The sequence below is a fragment of the Streptomyces sp. NPDC088732 genome, assembly GCF_044751205.1.
GTDB lineage: Bacteria > Actinomycetota > Actinomycetes > Streptomycetales > Streptomycetaceae > Actinacidiphila.
In genome coordinates this window covers 115,930-130,823 of sequence record NZ_JBIVLI010000006.1, presented here as the reverse complement: position 1 = coordinate 130,823, position 14,894 = coordinate 115,930, and the positions used below count along the sequence as shown (strand labels likewise).

General features: G+C 73.1%; 12 protein-coding genes. 4 read left to right on the top strand and 8 right to left on the bottom strand.

Going from position 1 to position 14,894, the window contains the following annotated elements; genetic code table 11:
• Positions 1-45: 45 nt before the first annotated feature.
• From mraY to mraZ, 7 genes are all read right to left on the bottom strand, one after another.
• Entirely contained in the window at positions 46-1,110 is a 1,065-nt protein-coding gene (gene mraY, locus ACIP9H_RS12845) for a phospho-N-acetylmuramoyl-pentapeptide-transferase (protein WP_389251344.1), read from the bottom strand.
• On the bottom strand, positions 1,110-2,534 hold the full coding sequence (murF, locus tag ACIP9H_RS12840; protein ID WP_401959060.1) for a UDP-N-acetylmuramoyl-tripeptide--D-alanyl-D-alanine ligase: 1,425 nt from the start codon (positions 2,532-2,534) through the stop codon (positions 1,110-1,112). Before murF ends, mraY begins: the two co-directional genes overlap by 1 nt.
• Positions 2,531-4,126, bottom strand: coding sequence for a UDP-N-acetylmuramoyl-L-alanyl-D-glutamate--2,6-diaminopimelate ligase (locus ACIP9H_RS12835; protein WP_401959058.1), 1,596 nt, complete (start codon positions 4,124-4,126; stop codon positions 2,531-2,533). Before ACIP9H_RS12835 ends, murF begins: the two co-directional genes overlap by 4 nt.
• Before the next feature lie 197 nt (positions 4,127-4,323).
• The gene (locus tag ACIP9H_RS12830) at positions 4,324-6,354 is read right to left on the bottom strand and encodes a peptidoglycan D,D-transpeptidase FtsI family protein (protein WP_401584114.1); all 2,031 of its coding nucleotides are present in this window, start codon (positions 6,352-6,354) and stop codon (positions 4,324-4,326) included.
• A gap of 64 nt (positions 6,355-6,418) precedes the next feature.
• The gene (locus ACIP9H_RS12825) at positions 6,419-6,892 is read right to left on the bottom strand and encodes a septum formation initiator family protein (RefSeq protein ID WP_401584112.1); all 474 of its coding nucleotides are present in this window, start codon (positions 6,890-6,892) and stop codon (positions 6,419-6,421) included.
• Positions 6,889-7,857 (bottom strand): 16S rRNA (cytosine(1402)-N(4))-methyltransferase RsmH, encoded by a 969-nt coding sequence (gene rsmH / locus ACIP9H_RS12820; protein ID WP_401584109.1) that lies wholly within the window; start codon positions 7,855-7,857, stop codon positions 6,889-6,891. Before rsmH ends, ACIP9H_RS12825 begins: the two co-directional genes overlap by 4 nt.
• Positions 7,858-8,064: 207 nt before the next feature.
• On the bottom strand, positions 8,065-8,496 hold the full coding sequence (gene mraZ / locus ACIP9H_RS12815; protein WP_401584106.1) for a division/cell wall cluster transcriptional repressor MraZ: 432 nt from the start codon (positions 8,494-8,496) through the stop codon (positions 8,065-8,067).
• Positions 8,497-8,740: 244 nt separating this feature from the next.
• On the opposite strand from mraZ, the gene ACIP9H_RS12810 reads away from it, so the two are divergent.
• The 4 genes from ACIP9H_RS12810 to ACIP9H_RS12795 all read left to right on the top strand — a co-directional run bounded on the left by ACIP9H_RS12810 (position 8,741) and on the right by ACIP9H_RS12795 (position 14,233).
• Entirely contained in the window at positions 8,741-9,283 is a 543-nt protein-coding gene (locus tag ACIP9H_RS12810) for a carbonic anhydrase (RefSeq protein ID WP_360911906.1), read from the top strand.
• Positions 9,284-9,392: 109 nt separating this feature from the next.
• Positions 9,393-10,370, top strand: coding sequence for a MoxR family ATPase (locus tag ACIP9H_RS12805; protein ID WP_360911904.1), 978 nt, complete (start codon positions 9,393-9,395; stop codon positions 10,368-10,370).
• Positions 10,371-10,403: 33 nt separating this feature from the next.
• A complete protein-coding gene (locus tag ACIP9H_RS12800) occupies positions 10,404-11,747 on the top strand; it encodes a DUF58 domain-containing protein (protein ID WP_401584102.1) in 1,344 nt (447 codons plus the stop codon).
• Positions 11,747-14,233, top strand: coding sequence for a DUF3488 and DUF4129 domain-containing transglutaminase family protein (locus tag ACIP9H_RS12795; RefSeq protein WP_401584099.1), 2,487 nt, complete (start codon positions 11,747-11,749; stop codon positions 14,231-14,233). The genes ACIP9H_RS12800 and ACIP9H_RS12795 overlap by 1 nt, the downstream gene beginning before the upstream one ends.
• Positions 14,234-14,432: 199 nt before the next feature.
• Here the strand turns inward: ACIP9H_RS12795 and ACIP9H_RS12790 are convergent, their stop codons facing one another.
• A complete protein-coding gene (locus ACIP9H_RS12790) occupies positions 14,433-14,840 on the bottom strand; it encodes a DUF3040 domain-containing protein (RefSeq protein ID WP_389251364.1) in 408 nt (135 codons plus the stop codon).
• Between the last annotated feature and the right edge of the window lie 54 nt (positions 14,841-14,894).

Genomic DNA, 14,894 nt, shown 5'->3' with positions numbered 1-14,894 from the left:
CGTGCGCGGGCAGCGTGCGCGGGCCGCCCTGCCCGGAGGGCGGCGTCACTGCGCGGCCACCCAGCCCGCGTAGAAGAGGCCGAGGCCGACGGCCATGCACATGCCCTGGATGATCCAGAAGCGGACCACGACCAGGACCTCGCCCCAGCCCTTGAGCTCGAAGTGGTGCTGGAGCGGGGCCATGCGGAAGACCCGCTTGCCGGTGAGGCGGAAGGAGCCGACCTGGATGACCACGGAGAGGGTGATCAGGACGAACAGGCCGCCGAGGATGGCGAGCAGCATCTCGGTGCGGGAGCAGATGGCCAGACCGGCCAGCGCGCCGCCCAGCGCGAGGGAGCCCGTGTCGCCCATGAAGATCTTGGCCGGCGAGGTGTTCCACCACAGGAAGCCGAAGCAGGCGCCCATGAGCGCGGCCGCGACGACCGCGAGGTCCAGCGGATGGGGCACGTCGTAGCAGCCCGGCCCCGCGGTGACGACGTTCGAACAGGACTGCCCGTACTGCCAGACGCCGATGACCGTGTACGAGGCGAAGACCATCACCGAGGCGCCGGTGGCGAGACCGTCGAGGCCGTCGGTGAGGTTCACGCCGTTCGACATCGCCAGGATCATGAACAGCGCCCAGATCACGAAGATCACCGGGCCGAGCGACCAGCCGAAGTCCTGGGTGAAGGACAGCCGCGTGGAGGCGGGGGTGACCCCGCGGGAGTCGGCGAACTGCAGCGACAGCACCGCGAAGGTGATGCCCACGATCAGCTGGCCGGCCATCTTCGCCTTGGCGCGCAGACCGAGGCTGCGCTGCTTGACGATCTTGATGTAGTCGTCCAGGAAGCCGACGACACCCAGGCCCGCGAAGAGGAAGAGCACCAGCAGGCCGGAGATCGTCGGCCGCTCGGAGGTGATCACCTTGGTGAGCGCGTACGCGACCAGCGTGGCCAGGATGAACGCGATGCCGCCCATGGTGGGCGTACCGCGCTTGCTGTGGTGTTCCTTGGGGCCGTCGTCGCGGATGAACTGGCCGTAGCCCTTGCGGGCCAGCAGCTTGATCAGCATCGGGGTGCCGATCAGGGAGAGGAAGAGTCCGAGGACGCCCGAGACCAGAACTTGGTTCATTACTGAGCGCCCCCGCCCTCGACGCCGTCGAGCAGCGCGAGCGCGACCCGTTCCAGTCCGACTGCCCTCGATGCCTTCACCAGCACGACGTCCCCCGGACGCAGCTCACTGCGCAACAGGTCGATCGCCGCCTCAGCGTCGGACACGTGCACCGACTCCTCACCCCACGAACCCTCGTTGTAGGCGCCCATTTGCACCCAGGCGGCCGCCTGGCCGCCGACCGCCACCAGCTTGCTGACGTTGAGCCGGACGGCGAGCCGTCCGACCGCGTCGTGTTCGGCGAGGGACTCCCCGCCGAGCTCGGCCATCTCGCCCAGCACCGCCCACGTGCGGCCCCCGCGTGCCTCGGCGGCGCGCCCCATGGCCGCGAGCGCGCGCAGGGCGGCCCTCATGGACTCGGGGTTCGCGTTGTAGGCATCGTTGACGACCGTCACGCCGTCCGGCCGCTCCACGACCTCCATACGCCAGCGCGACAGCGTCCCGGCTTCGGAGAGCGCGGTGGCGATCTCGTCTGTGGGCATGCCGAGTTCACGGGCTACGGCGGCCGCGGCGAGCGCGTTCGACACGTGGTGCTCACCGTACAGGCGCATGGTCACTTCGCTGCACCCGGTAGGCGTTGTGAGCGTGAAGACCGCCTGACCTCGGTCGTTGAGACGGACGTTCTCGGCACGCACGTCGGCGTCGGGGGCCTCGCCGAAGAACACGACGCGCGCCTTGGTGCGCGATTCCATGGCGCGCACCAAGGGGTCGTCCGCGTTCAGCACGGCGATGCCGCCCTCGGCGGCCTCCGGCAGCCCCTCGACCATCTCGCCCTTGGCCTGGGCGATCTGCTCGCGGCCGCCGAACTCGCCGATATGGGCGGTCCCGACGTTGAGGACCAGGCCGATGCGCGGCGGGGTCAGCTCGGTGAGGTAGCGGATGTGGCCGATGCCGCGGGCGCCCATTTCCAGCACAAGGTGCCGGGTGGACTCGTCGGCCCGCAGCGCGGTGAGGGGGAGCCCGATCTCGTTGTTGAGGGAGCCGGGGGTCCAGACGGTCGGGGCGAGCCGCTGGAGCACCTGGGCGATGAGGTCCTTGGTGCTGGTCTTGCCCGCCGAACCGGTCAGCGCCACGAGGGTCGCGCCGAGCCGTTCGATCACGTGCCGGGCCAGCCGGCCGAGGGCGAGCTGGACGTCGTCCACGACGATCGCGGGCACACCGACCGGCCGGGCGGCCAGTACGGCGACCGCGCCGGCCGCGACGGCCCGCTCCGCGAAGTCGTGGCCGTCCACGCGCTCGCCCTGGAAGGCGACGAACAGTCCGCCCGGCCGCACCTGACGTGAGTCGATCTCCACGGACCCGGTGACCCGAAGGCCGGGGTCCGGTATGTCGTACGTGCTCCCGCCGACCGCCTGGGCGACCTCGGCGAGGGTGAGTGGGATCACAGCTGGTCCTGGTCCTTCTCCTGCGCTGGTGTGCCCGCGGCGTGCCCGATGGCCGCGCGGAGTACTTCTCGGTCGTCGAAGGGGCGTACCACTCCGGCGATGTCCTGGCCCTGCTCATGGCCCTTGCCGGCCACCAGTACGGTGTCGCCGGGCCCGGCCAGGGAGACGGCCGTCGCGATGGCGGCGGCCCGTTCCGGCTCGACGATCACGTGGCCCCGCTCGTGCGCCGGGACCCCGGCGGCACCGGACAGCATCGCGGTGAGGATCGCGAGCGGGTCCTCGGAGCGGGGGTTGTCGGAGGTGAGCACCACGGTGTCGGCGAGCCGCGCGGCGGCGGCGCCCATGGGGCCGCGCTTGGTCTGGTCGCGGTCGCCGCCGCAGCCCAGCACGATGTGCAGGCTGCCCTTGGTCACCTTGCGCAGCGCCCGCAGCACCGACTCGACGGCGTCGGTCTTGTGCGCGTAGTCCACGACCGCCAGGTACGGCTGGCCCGCGTCGACCCGCTCCAGCCGGCCCGGGACGCCCGGCACGGCGGCCACGCCGTCGGCGGCCGTCTGCGGGTCGACCCCGGCCACCGCGAGGGCGGTGATCGCGGCGAGCGCGTTGGCGACGTTGAAGGGGCCCGGCAGCGGCGAGACGGCGCTGATCCGCCGCCCCCCGGGGCCGACGGCGGTGAACGTGGAGCGCAGCGCGCCGATCTCGACGTGCTCGGCGCGCCAGTCCGCGTCCGGGTGGCCCTCGGCGGAGAAGGTCGTCACCGGCACCTGCGCCTCGCGCACCAGCCGGCGGCCGTACTCGTCGTCGAGGTTGACCACGCCGAGCCGGCTGCGGCGCGGGGTGAACAACTGCGCCTTGGCCTGGAAGTAGTCCTCCATGCCCGAGTGGAACTCCATGTGCTCGGGGCTGAGGTTGTTGAAGACGGCGACGTCGAACACCGCCCCGTCCACCCGGCCCAGCACCAGGGCGTGGCTGGAGACCTCCATGACGACCGCGCCGACGGCCCGTTCGCGCATCACCGCGAACAGCGCCTGGAGGTCGGTGGCCTCGGGGGTGGTGCGCTCGCTCTTGATCCGCTCGTCGCCGATCCGCGACTCCACGGTGCCGATGAGGCCGGTACGGGTGCCGTGCACCGCGCGCAGGCCGCCCTCGACGAGGTAGGCGGTCGTGGTCTTCCCGGACGTGCCGGTGATGCCGATCTGCAGCAGGTCCTCGCCCGGCCGGTCGTAGATCTCGGCGGCCAGGTCGCCCATCGAGGAGCGGGGGTCCGGGGCCGTCAGGACCGGCAGCCCGGTCGCGGCGGCGCGCTCGGCGCCCGCCGGGTCGGTGAGGATCGCGACGGCGCCCAGAGCGGCCGCCTGGGGGGCGAAGTCGGCGCCGTGGAAGCGGGCCCCGGGCAGGGCCGCGTAGAGGTCGCCTGGACGGACGGCACGCGAGTCGTGGGTGATCCCGGTGATCGGGGCGGCGTCCTGCGCGGGCGGCCGCGCGCCCAGCCTCGCGGCCAGATCCGCGGGCGACTTGGGGCGGACCCGGACAGGGCGGGGCGCGCCGGGCTGGGGCTGTTCGGGTGTGGGGGACTGATCAGCGAGTGACACGGCGGTGAGAGTACCCGCCGGGCCGGTCCCGGGGCCAAAAGGCCTCCGCGCCGGTTCCCGGGCGGCACTTCGCCCCCCGGGGCCTCCCGGACGTTCCGCGTCCGCCGCGCCACCGTGCGTGCCCGCCGCGGCGGGGCCGTCCTCGGTCATGTCCGCCGTCCTTCCGCCCGCACGCCGTTGATGTCCCTCACGCCCCTTCACGACTTCGACGGGCCCCATTCGACCGGCAGGGCCGGCGCGCGCGTACCGCTGGGCGGCACCCGCAGGGACTTCAGGGCGAACTCCATGACCTGCTTGAAGACCGGGCCGCAGATCTGCCCGCCGAAGTAGCTGCCGCGCGTGGGGTTCTGGATCACGCAGGAGACGGTCAGCCGGGGCTTGTCCGCCGGCGCGAAACCCATGAAGGAGGCGGTGTAGCCACTGTAGGTGCCGGTGTCCGGGTCCACCCGGTTGGCCGTGCCGGTCTTGCCGGCGACGCGGTACCCGGCGATCCGGGCCTTGACGCCGGTGCCCTGCTCGCTGCCGACGACCGACTCCAGCATCGTGGCGAGCGTCCGGGCGGTCTTCGTGCTGACCACACGGGTCTTCTTGGGTGCGGCGGCGGGCACGAACTGCCCGTCGGGGCCGGTCGTCCCGCGCACCAGGCTGGGTTCCACCCGGACACCGCCGTTGGCGATCGTGGAGTAGACCGAGGTGGCCTGCACGGCGTTCAGCGACAGGCCCTGCCCGAACGGGATCGTGTACTGCTGGGAGGCGTTCCAGTCGTCGGGCTTCGCCAGGATGCCGGGCGTCTCACCGGGGAAGTCCAGCCCGGTGGGCCGCCCGATGCCGAATCTGCTCAGGTAGGAGTAGAGGACGCGATTGGCCTGTTTCTGATTCTTGCCGAGCTGTTCCGCGGCGAGGATCGTGCCGATGTTGCTCGACTTGGCGAGCACGCCGTTGAGCGTCAGGTACCAGGTGCCGTGGTCCACGTCGTCGTGGAAGACCCGGTCGGCGCGGGGCAGCGTGCCCGGCACGGTCACATGGGTCTCCGGGGTGGCCACGCCCTCGTCGAGGACGGCGGCCATGGACATCAGCTTGCTGACACTGCCGGGCTCGTAGGCGTCCTCGATCGCGAAGTTGTGCAGCGACGAGGCGTCCGCCCTGGACAGGTCGTTGGCGTCGAAGCCGGGCGAGTTGGCCATGGCCAGGATCTGACCGGTGCGGGTGTCCTGGACGACGACGTAGCCGCGGTCGGCGTCGGACTCGGCCACCTGGTCGGTGATGGCCCGCTGCGCCGCCCACTGGATGTCCCGGTCGAGGGTCAGCTCGACGTCCGTGCCGGGCTCCGCCGCCCGTTCGCGGACGCTGGCCGTGGGCACCCGGCGGCCGCCGGACTGGGCGTAGGTGATCGTGCCGTCCTTGCCGGCCAGGAGCTTGTCGAGGCTGTTCTCCAGGCCGCCGCCGCCGACGTCGGAGGCGTTGACCCAGCCGATGACACCGGCGGCGAGGTCCCCCGCGGGATAGACCCGCTTGCTGTGCCGCAGCCGGAAGACGCCGGCCAAGAAGTTGCCGCCGTCGTCCTTGGCCGCCTTGTCGGCCAGCGCGTTCTGCAGGTCCCTGATCTGGTTCCAGACCTGCGGCGACTGCTGGTGCGCGATGATCTCGTTGCGCGACTTGGGGTAGTTCGCCAGCTGCTTGGCGATGGTCTGCGCGTCGCCGTCGACGATCGGGGCCAGGAGCTCGGCCGCGCGCTGCGGGGCGTCCTTGACCTTGGCGTACTCGGGGGTGAACAGCAGCGGGTCGGCGGTGATGTCGTACGCGTCGACGGTGGTGGCCAGGTCGATGCCGTTGCGGTCGGTGACCGTGCCCCGCTCGGCGGGCAGCGTGGCCTTGAAGTTCCGGTTGATCTCCGCCTTGGCGGTGAACGTCGCCGCGTCGACGGCCTGCACCTGGAAGAGCCGGATGACGAAGGTCAGGATCACGAGGGAGAGCGCCAGGCTCACCAGCCGCAGCCGGGGGCGCGGTCTGCCGAGCCGCAGCAGCGCCGCCCCGGAGGGCGAGACCGGTCCCCGCGGCGCGGGACGCCGCACCCGCTGCCGCGGCGGCGGGTTGCCGGGGGCGTGCGCCTCACGGGGCGGAACGGGCCTGCGCGCGCCGCCGCGCGGAGGCTGGCGGCGCCCCGCAGCGTCGCGGCCGGCACCGGGCACGGGCCGCCTGCGGGGCGGTTCGCCGTCGTGGCTCACCACGCGGCGGTACCTTCACCGGCGCGGGACGGCGGGGTGCGCCGGCGTCCCGGTACGGGGGCGGGGGTCACGGCGTCTCCTGAGGGGTGACGGACGGACTGGCGGACGATCCGGCGAACGGGCTCGCGGGCGGGCTGGTGGAGGGCGCCGGGCCCAGCGAGGCCGCGGTGGAACCGCTGGGGGCCACCGTGGCCGGGGCGGTGCTCGGGGACGACGGCGGCGCGGCGGGGTCGTCGCTCGCGTTGCCCGGGTCGCCGAGCACGGAGCCGTCGGGGGCGAGGAAGGCCGGGTTGCCGCCGGGCACCATGCCGAGATCGCGGGCGCGCCGGTCGAGCGCGTCCGGGGCGGAGTACTGGTCGACCTCCTGCTGGAGCTCCTGCTCGTCGTCGGTGTACTGGGTGGTCTCCTTCTGCAGCTCGCTGAGCTTGAAGGAGTCCCGGTTCACCGCGGAGTTGAGCAGCAGCAGGGTGATCAGGCCGCCGCCGAGCAGCAGCACGATCAGCAGGACGAAGGGCGACCGTGCCGCCGTGCGCCGGCTCATGTCCGGGCCTCCCTGATCCGCTGGGCGCCGCGCAGCCGGGCGGGGGCCGCCCGGCGGTTGGCGGCGATCTCGTCCTCCGTGGGCAGTTCGGCGCCGCGTGTGAGCAGCTTCAGCCGGGGCTGGTACTCCTCGGGCACCACGGGCAGCCCGGGGGGCGCGGTGGTGGCCGCACCGGCCGCGAAGACGCCCTTGACCAGGCGGTCCTCCAGCGAGTGGTACGACAGCACGGCGATCCTCCCGCCCACCGCGAGCGCGGCGACCGCGGCCGGGATCGCCCGCTCCAGCACCGTCAGCTCGCCGTTGACCTCGATGCGCAGCGCCTGGAAGGTGCGCTTGGCCGGGTTGCCCCCGGTGCGCTTGGCCGCCTGGGGAAGCGCCTCCCGGATCAGCTCGACAAGCCGGGCGCTGTGGGAGAAGGGGTCGGCGGCCCGCTCCCTGACGACCGCTTCGACGATCTTGCGGGCGAACTTCTCCTCGCCGTACTCGCGCAGGACGCGGACCAGCTCGCCCGGCGGGTAGGTGTTGAGCACCTCGGCGGCGCTGATGCCCCTGCTCTGGTCCATCCGCATGTCCAGGGGCGCGTCCTGGGCGTAGGCGAAGCCGCGGTCGGCCTCGTCGAGCTGCATGGAGGAGACGCCGAGGTCGAACAGGACGCCCTGCACCCGGGGCACTCCGAGCCGGCCCAGCACCTCGGGCAGCTCGTCGTACACGGCGTGCACGAGGGTGGCCCGGTCGCCGTACGGGGCGAGCCGCTCCCCCGCCAGCTTCAGCGCGGCCGGGTCCCGGTCCACGGCGACGAGCCGGGCCTCCGGGAAGCGCCGCAACAGGGCCTCGCTGTGCCCGCCGAGGCCGAGGGTGGCGTCCACGACCACCGCGCCCGGGGCGCCGAGGGCGGGGGCCAGCATGTCCAGGCAGCGGTCCAGCATGACCGGGACGTGGCGTGGCTCGGAGGGGGTGGTGCTCATGGGGCCCTTCTCAAGTACTTCCGGGGACGTACCACTGGGTCCCCGCCCGCTCGTGGACGGACCCCTGGCACCGGGGAAGGAGTGCCGGCGGACCGCGGAGCGGGAGGAGGCCGAGTGTCACGTACGCGTACGTGAGCCATCAGGCTAGATCAGAGGGTGTGCGCGGCTCCTCGGAAGGCTCGGTGCGGGGGTCGGGACGGGGCGGGCTCACAGTAGGCCGGGGGGCACCTCCTGCGACAACGCGGAGAAGGCGTCCTCCTGGGCGGCCAGGTACTCCTCCCAGGCGGTGGCGTCCCACACCTCCACCCGGGTGTTGGCGCCGATGACGGCGCAGTCCCTGCGCAGGCCGGCGTAGTCGCGCAGCGGCTGCGGAAGGGTGATGCGGCCCTGCTTGTCGGGCACCTCGTCGTGGGCCCCGGCGAACAGCACGCGCATGTAGTCCCGGGCCGCCTTCGAAGTGACCGGCACCCTGCCGAGCTCTTCGGTGAAGGCGCGGAAGCCCGCCGCGGGCCAGACGCAGAGGCAGCGCTCCTGCCCCTTGGTGATGACCAGGCCGTCGGCGAACTGCTCGCGGAACTTCGCGGGCAGGACCAGCCGGCTCTTGTCGTCCAGCCGCGGCGCGTACGTCCCGAGGAACATCCGCACCTCCCGCTTGACCGGCCACTGGCTGGCGACCCACTTCGCGCCACTTTACTCCACGGGGCCCCACGGTCAACGAGAAGCCCGCCCCGGCACGGGCGTACAGGGGTGCGGCCGCGACGGAATCACTCGCATGGGCGATCCACGCCGACGCCTGTGGCTTACCTCACACTGCGGGTGTTTGACCGAGTTTTGCCGGACCCGGCAGCGGGTGTGTCGGCCCCGCGCCGTCTACGGTCGTCCCATGTCGACAAACGCGCAGCAGCCCGCCACCGGCGCCGGCACCGCCACCTCCTCCGTCACCGATCGCCTGGTCGAGGCGAACCGCGGCTACGCTGCGCGGTTCACCGACCCCGGGATGGACGCCCGTCCGGTCCTCCAGGTCGCCGTGGTCGCCTGCATGGACGCCCGGATCGACCTGCACGCCGCGCTCGGCCTGGAGCTCGGCGACTGCCACACGATCCGCAACGCGGGCGGCGTGGTCACCGACGACACCATCCGTTCGCTCACCATCAGCCAGCGCGCCCTCGGCACCCGCTCGGTGGTGCTGATCCACCACACCGGCTGCGGCCTGGAGTCGCTCACCGAGGACTTCCGCACGGAGCTGGAGGAAGAGGTGGGCCAGCGCCCGACGTGGGCCGTGGAGGCGTTCCGCGACGTGGACCAGGACGTCCGGCAGTCCATACAGCGTGTGCGGACCTCGCCGTTCCTGGCACATGCGGATGATGTGCGGGGATTTGTCTTCGACGTCCACACCGGCCTGCTCCGGGAAATCACGAACGAGTAACGGAAGCCGAGTGACGCGGAGCATAGTTGAAGGGGAGAATGCTCCTTAAACACGGGGAGGGCCGGTCCAGGGATGACCGCGACCCCAGGAACGGGCCGAGGAGAACCGGGTGACGACCTATGAGTCGCGAGCAAGCCTCAGCGATCTGACCGCCACGGCGGACCGCGTACGACGGTCGGTGGAGAACGTGATCGAGGGCAAGCCCGAGGTCGTACGGACTGCCCTGACGGTGCTGCTCGCCGAGGGACACCTCCTGATCGAGGACGTCCCCGGCGTCGGCAAGACGATGCTCTCCAAGGCGCTGGCCCGGTCGATCGACTGCTCGGTCCGGCGCATCCAGTTCACGCCGGACCTGCTGCCGTCGGACATCACCGGTGTCAGCGTCTTCGACCAGCAGCGCCGCGACTTCGAGTTCAAGCCGGGCGCGATCTTCGCGCAGATCGTCGTGGGCGACGAGATCAACCGCGCGTCGCCCAAGACGCAGTCGGCGCTGCTGGAGTCGATGGAGGAGCGGCAGGTCACCATCGACGGCAGCACGTACCCGCTGCCGAGCCCCTTCATGGTCATCGCCACCCAGAACCCGGTGGAGATGGAGGGAACGTATCCGCTGCCCGAGGCGCAGCGGGACCGCTTCATGGCCCGGGTCTCCATCGGCTACCCGAGCATGGAGGCGGAGCTGGAGATGCTGGACGTGCACGCGGGTGTCAGCCCGCTGGACGACCTCCAGCCGGTGGCCCACGCCCACGAGATCGTCAAGCTGGTCGAGGCCGTGCGCACCGTGCACGTGTCGGCCGCGGTGCGGCACTACGCCGTCTCCCTGGTCGCCGCCACCCGCGACCACCCCGACCTGCGCCTGGGTGCCTCCCCCCGCGCGACGCTGCACCTGGTGCGCGCCGCCCGCGCGGCGGCGGCCCTGGACGGCCGGGACTTCGTCCTGCCCGACGACGTCCAGTCGCTGGCCTCCACGGTCCTGGCGCACCGTCTGCTGCCCACGGCGCAGGCGCAGTTGAACCGGCGCACGCCGGAACAGGTCGTCGCCGAGATCGTGCAGCGCACCCCGGTCCCCGACCCGTACGGCAGCCGATGAATCCGAGACAGGGCGGGGCGCAGGAGGCATCACGTGACCGAGCGTGAAGGCGGCCTCCGCGCCGCCCTGGGCGGTCTCACGACCCGCGGCCGCTCCTTCCTCGCGGCGGGCGTGGCCGCCGCGGTCTGCGCGTTCGTGCTCGGCCAGACCGACCTGCTGCGCGTCGGGCTGCTGCTGGCCGTACTGCCGCTGCTGTGCGTGGCCGTGCTCCACCGGACGCGGTACCGCGTCGCGGGCAGCCGCCGGCTGACGCCGTCGCGGGTGCCGGCGATGTCCGAGGCCCGGGTCCACCTGCGGATGGACAACGTGTCGCGGCTGCCCACCGGGCTGCTGATGCTCCAGGACCGGGTGCCGTACGTGCTGGGGCCCCGGCCGCGGTTCGTGCTGGACCGCGTGGAGCCCGGCGGCCACCGGGAGGTCTCCTACCGGGTCCGCTCCGACCTGCGGGGCCGCTACCCGCTGGGGCCGTTGCAGCTGCGGCTGACGGACCCCTTCGGCATGTGCGAGCTGACCCGGTCCTTCAGCGCGCAGGACACCCTGACGGTGGTGCCCCGGGTCGAGCCGCTGCCCGCGGTCAAGCTCAAGGGCGACTCCTCCGGCTACGGCGAGAGCCGCACCCGGGCACTGGCGCTGGCCGGCGAGGACGACGTGATCCCGCGCGGCTACCGCCACGGGGACGACCTGCGCCGCGTGCACTGGCGCTCCACCGCCAAGTACGGCGAGCTCATGGTGCGCCGCGAGGAGCAGCCGCACCGGGCCCACTGCACCGTCCTGCTGGACACCCGGGCAGTGGCCTACTTCGGTGCCGGGCCCGACTCGGCCTTCGAGTGGGCGGTCTCCGGAGCCGCGTCCGTCGCGGTGCACATGCTGGAGCGGGGCTACACGGTACGGCTGCTGACCGACAACGGCAGCACCGTGCCCGGGCACGAGGGCTTCGGCGCGGACACCTCGGACGCCGCCGGGATACTGCTCGACACACTGGCCGTGATCGACCACTCCGACGGCGCCGGGCTGTCGCGCGCGCTCGACGTGCTGCGGACCGGCAGCGAGGGGCTGCTCGTGGCCTTCTTCGGCGACCTGGACGAGGAGCAGGCCGCGATGGCCGCCCGGATGCGCCAGCGGGCCGGCGGCGCCGTCGCCTTCCTGATGAGCCGCGAGGCCTGGGGCGGGGCGGACACCGGCGAGACGTACCACGGCACGGACCTGCCGGACCTGCCGGCGGGGGCGGTGAGCGACCGGGACGGCACCGCGCGCAGCGTGCGGCTGCTGCACGAGGCCGGCTGGACGGTGCTGCCGGTCTCCCACGGCGACGGTCTGGCGGAGCTGTGGCAGCGCGCCGACCGGCGCCGCGCCCAGGAGGAGGCGGGAACCCGATGATGAGCGGACGCGGACGGATCGCGGCGTTCGCGGCGCTGGCGACGATCCTGACCTCCTTCGCGCTGACGCCCCTGGCGACACCGAGCTCGTGGGTCGTCCAGGCCATGGCCCTGGTCCTGCTGCAGACCGGCGTCGGCGCCGCGGCCCGGCGGGTGCCGCTGGCCAGGCCGCTGACGATCGCGGCGCAGGGCATCGTGTCGCTGCTGGCGCTCACCCTGATCTTCGTCCACGACCAGGCCGTGCTCGGGGTGTTCCCCGGGCCCCCGGCCTTCACCGAGTTCGGACGGCTGCTGACGGCGGGCGTGCAGGACGTGGGCCAGTTCGCCATCCCGGCGCCGGTCACCGAGGGCATCCGCCTGCTGCTGGTGGGCGGCGTCCTGGTGATCGGGCTGGTCGTGGACGCGCTGGCGGTCACCTACGGCAGCGCGGCCCCGGCGGGACTGCCGCTGCTGGCGCTGTACTCGGTCGCGGCCGGGCTGTCCGGGGGCGCGAGCAAGTGGTGGCTCTTCCTGCTCGCCGGCGTGGGCTATCTGCTGCTCCTGCTCGCCGAGGGCCGGGACCGGCTCGCGCGCTGGGGCAGGATCTTCGGCGGGCCGGGCGGCGCGGCGCGCGGCGGGGGCGGCCCCGCGGCGGTATCGGGCGGCGGTGCGGTGGCGCCGGTGCGCACCGGGCACCGCATCGGGGCGGTCGCGCTGGGCGTGGCACTCCTGGCGGGCCTGGCCCCCGGGCTGGGCGGCGGACTGCTCCAGGCGACGGGCGCGGGCCAGGGCGGCGGGGGCGGTGGCGGGACCATCGCTGCGGTCAACCCGGTGGTCGCCCTCCAGGACAACCTGAACCAGCCCCAGGACCGGGAGGTGCTCCGCTACCGCACCAACAGCCAGTCGACCGGCGACATGTATCTGCGGATCGTGTCCCTCGACCGGTTCACGGGCGACAAGTGGGAGCCCTCGCAACGCGCCCTCACCGACGTGCCCAAGGTGCTGCCCGCCCCGCAGGGCCTCGGTCCGCAGACAGCGACCTCCCTGACCGAGACCTCGATCGTCGCGGACCGCGGCTATGTGCAGATGTGGCTGCCGATGCCGTACCCCGCCCAGCAGGTGCACGTCGACGGCCGCTGGCGGTACGAGCCCGAGGGCCGGACCATCATCGGCGACCGCGGGCAGAACACCTCAGGTGCCAGCTACCAGGTCACCAGCCTGCGGCTGCAGCCGACGGCCCAGCAGCTGGCCGCCGCCCCGCCGGCCCCGGCGAAGCTGCGCGCGGAGTACACCAAGGTGCCGGACTCGCTGCCGGAGGAGGTCAACCGCACCGCGCTGGACATCACCAAGGACGCCACCAACGACTACGAGCGGGCCGTGGCGCTGCAACGCTGGTTCACCTCGGGCGCCTTCACGTACGACACGTCAGTGCGCTCCGGCACGGGTGTGCAGGCGATCACGCGCTTCCTGAAGAACAAGGAAGGCTTCTGCATCCACTTCGCCTTCACCATGGCGGCGATGTCCCGGACGCTCGGCATCCCGGCCCGGGTGGCCGTCGGCTTCACCCCGGGCACGCCCCAGTCCGACGGCACGTACTCGGTGGGGCTGAAGGACGCGCACGCCTGGCCCGAGCTGTACTTCGAGGGCATCGGGTGGACCCGCTTCGAGCCCACCCCGACCCGGGGCACCACCCCGGACTACACCGCGCAGACCACGGCCCCGGACCCGGCGGGCGCCGGCACCGACACCCCCCAGCAGGACCCGACGGTCGCGCCGGAGCACGGCCCGACCGCCACGCCGACCTGCGCGGCCAAGGACATCCAGCTCGGCGACTGCGACCCGCTGGCCGGGTCCGCCGACAGCGCTCCCCCGGCAGGCGGTTTCTGGCAGGGCGTGCGGGACCTGCTGGGCAGTGTGTGGTTCTGGGTCGCGAGCGTGCTCGTGCTGCTGGTCCTCGTGCTCCTCGTGCCGCTGCTGTGGCGGCACCGGGTGCGGGCACGGCGGCTGTCCGGCCGGCACGACCCGGCGGCCGAGGAGGCGTGGCTGCGGCTGACCGGGCGGGACCTCGCCGAGCCGGGCGCCCGTGAGGGGGCACGCACGCTGGCGGTGTGGCAGGAGCTCGTCGACACGGCCTGGGACCACGGCCTGCGGCCCAACGAGTCCGAGACACCGCGCGCCGTGGTGGCCCGGCTCGTCCGGGACGGCGGGCTGGAGGGCCCCTCGCAGGAGGCGGCCCGGCGGCTCGGTGACGCCGTGGAGCAGGCGCTGTTCTCGCCGCGGCCGACCTCGGCCCTGGGCAGCGCGGCCGATGTGCGCCTGGTGGCGGACGGCCTGCGGCGCTCGGCGGACGGCACCGGCCGGCTGCGGGCGCTGCTGCTGCCGCGCTCGTCGGTCCGTCTCCTGTGGCGGATCAGCGAGGCCTGGACGGACCGGACCACCCGGGCCTCCGACCGCTTCCGGAGCGCCGGTGACCTGATGCGCCGACCGCTGCGGCGCGGCGCTTCCTAGCCCGCGTACGGAAGGGGGGCGGCATTCCCGACGGGGAATGCCGCCCCCTTTTTCCGTTACCGGCCCTCCACGGCGGGTGAGCGGCCGCGGGGGCTTGCTGTGGTGCCGGCCCGGGGACGCGAATGGGGGCGGGTCCCGGTCGGGATCCCGCCCCCATGGGCGAAGTCAGTGGAAGGCGCTGGGTCGGTCGGGCCGTGCTTCACTGGCCTTGTTCGTCGCGGCGGCGCTGCCACCGCTCCTCGATACGGTCCATCATTCCGCGGCGCGACTGGCGTCGCGCGCGGCCCGGGTTGCCCGGATGGGAGTGTCCAGCGGGCGCCGCAGTGGAGCCCGGCCGTGCGGCGCGACGCCAGCCGGTGACGGCGAGGACGGCGCAGCCGAGCATGACCAGGAATCCCACGACACTGATCCAGGGCTGCTGGGCGATCATGCCGGCCATCAGCAGTCCGATGCCCACCAGGAAGCCCGCCACAGCCAGGTAGACCCGCCGCCTGGTGTAGGTGCGCAGCCCGCTTCCCTCAAGCGCCGACGCGAACTTGGGATCTTCGGCGTACAGCGCTCGCTCCATTTGCTCGAGCATGCGCTGCTCGTGCTCCGAGAGCGGCACGGAGTCCTCCTACTCGTCGGTCGCGGGGGAGCGACCGTTACGACCCTTCCAGGA

Bases quoted from the DNA above. Each gene is read 5' to 3' on its own strand.
- mraY (WP_389251344.1), bottom strand. From the start codon at position 1,110: ATGAACCAAGTTCTGGTCTCGGGCGTCCTCGGACTCTTCCTCTCCCTG.
- ACIP9H_RS12825 (WP_401584112.1), bottom strand. From the start codon at position 6,892: ATGAGCCGGCGCACGGCGGCACGGTCGCCCTTCGTCCTGCTGATCGTG.
- rsmH (WP_401584109.1), bottom strand. From the start codon at position 7,857: ATGAGCACCACCCCCTCCGAGCCACGCCACGTCCCGGTCATGCTGGAC.
- mraZ (WP_401584106.1), bottom strand. From the start codon at position 8,496: ATGTTCCTCGGGACGTACGCGCCGCGGCTGGACGACAAGAGCCGGCTG.
- ACIP9H_RS12810 (WP_360911906.1), top strand. From the start codon at position 8,741: ATGTCGACAAACGCGCAGCAGCCCGCCACCGGCGCCGGCACCGCCACC.
- ACIP9H_RS12795 (WP_401584099.1), top strand. From the start codon at position 11,747: ATGAGCGGACGCGGACGGATCGCGGCGTTCGCGGCGCTGGCGACGATC.